1 protein-coding gene is annotated in these 1,626 nt (G+C 38.6%); it reads right to left on the bottom strand.

The window, feature by feature from the left end; translation table 11 throughout:
- Positions 1 to 117: 117 nt before the first annotated feature.
- Positions 118 to 1,344, bottom strand: a complete 1,227-nt coding sequence (locus tag SAY88_RS24485) for an IS110 family RNA-guided transposase (protein WP_332635057.1) — start codon at positions 1,342 to 1,344, stop codon at positions 118 to 120.
- Positions 1,345 to 1,626: the final 282 nt, after the last annotated feature.

Raw genomic sequence — 1,626 nt, 5'->3', positions numbered from 1 at the left:
CTATCCTGAAAATAACCATTGGTAGAAGTGCATTTTTGGCATACGAAACTAGACCTAGCAAAATCTTTTAAAAAAAACTAGGCTTTTACATAATAATTTTATACCTTTCATATATAATTACGCGACATCTTCAACCGTTACTTTACAACCAAGAGTCTCTAATCGTTTAATAGATTGCTTTATTACAATTTCTTTCTTTCGTCGATCAAAGTAATCCGCACCCAACTCAATATATGTTTGCCTTTTGTTTAACAAGTGATAAACAATCGTTAAAATGGTATGTCCAACCGCCACTGCCGCACGTTTCTTACCAATTCTCGCTGCTAAGCGTTTATATTGGGCAGAAAGATAGGTGTTTTTTGTTTTTGCTGCAGAATGTGCTGCTTCAACAAGCGCTGCTCGTAACTTTTTATTACCTTTTCTCGTTTTTCCGGACTTTTTTTTACCAGCACTTTCATTATTACCTGGAACCATTCCAGCCCACGAACATAAATGAGAAGCTGAAGGAAATTGATTCGAAATTTCTTTTCCGAGTCCTATTTCAGCTAAAAGTTGTTCCGCATGGCTTCTACCAATGCCGGGAATGGAATCAAGTAATTCAATATCTTGTTCATATGGTTGCATACGATCCTGGACTTCTTCATTTAACATAGCGATTTGCTGATCTAAAAATTCAATATGAGTAAGCTGGTTTTTTAACATCATTTTTTGATGTGGTCCGACCGAACCGAATAAAGCCCGTTTCAAATCGTCCTTTTTTTTCTTCAAGCTTCTTTTGGCTAGACCAGCTAATTCTTCAGGATTATCAACTCCGTTGATGATTGCTTTAATCATAGATCGGCCAGAGACACCCATAATATCCGTTGCCACTGAAGAAAGTTTAATATTAGCACCTTCCAACACCTTTTGGATTCTACTAATTTCCCTAGATCTTTCTTCAATAAGACTTCGACGATAACGAACCAATTCACGTAATTCCCTTTGTTCTCGACTGGGAATGTAACTGGGTTGAAGAAGGCCATGACGGAGTAATTTAGCAATCCATTCTGCATCTTTCACATCGGTTTTACGTCCGGGAACAGCTTTGATGTGAGCTGCATTTACAACCATTGGCTGTATGTCATCTAATTCCAGTAAATTATAAATTGGTTTCCAAAATACACCTGTACTTTCCATGGCAACATGCGTACATCGTTTACTTTTAATCCAGTCAACTAATTCGAAAAGGTCATGTGTCATTGTGCCAAAAGTTTTTATTTCTTTTCCTTTTGTTACAATCACGCAAGCTGTGATACTCTTTTTGTGAACATCCAGTCCACAACAGCGATCGTAAACAACATCCATTATTAACATCCTTCCTATAGGCTGAAGTAAATTAAAGGCTGGTGCCACAACCATATTAGATTAATCTATCCTGCGTGCTTCTCATAAAGAGAGCGACAATTTGTGGTGCACCTGGTCGTAGTAAATCAGTCTACCATGCGGGCTCAAGGCACCATAGTCTAACGACCTTCCTTCGCCAGCCGTATCAGAAGGATTGACAAGAATAAGGGAAACTACACTTGGGGATCATTCTTTTTCATATATTTGATGGTGCCGCAGCGCGGCATGAGGGTCTACCATGAA

It is taken from the genome of Halalkalibacter flavus (assembly GCF_036663575.1).
Taxonomy (GTDB): Bacteria; Bacillota; Bacilli; order Bacillales; family Bacillaceae_D; genus Halalkalibacter; species Halalkalibacter flavus.
Note: the sequence above shows the minus strand (reverse complement) of the source record. Positions and strands in the feature narration are given on the sequence as shown.

Coding starts and splice junctions, on each gene's coding strand:
- SAY88_RS24485 (WP_332635057.1), bottom strand. CDS start 1,344: ATGGATGTTGTTTACGATCGCTGTTGTGGACTGGATGTTCACAAAAAG.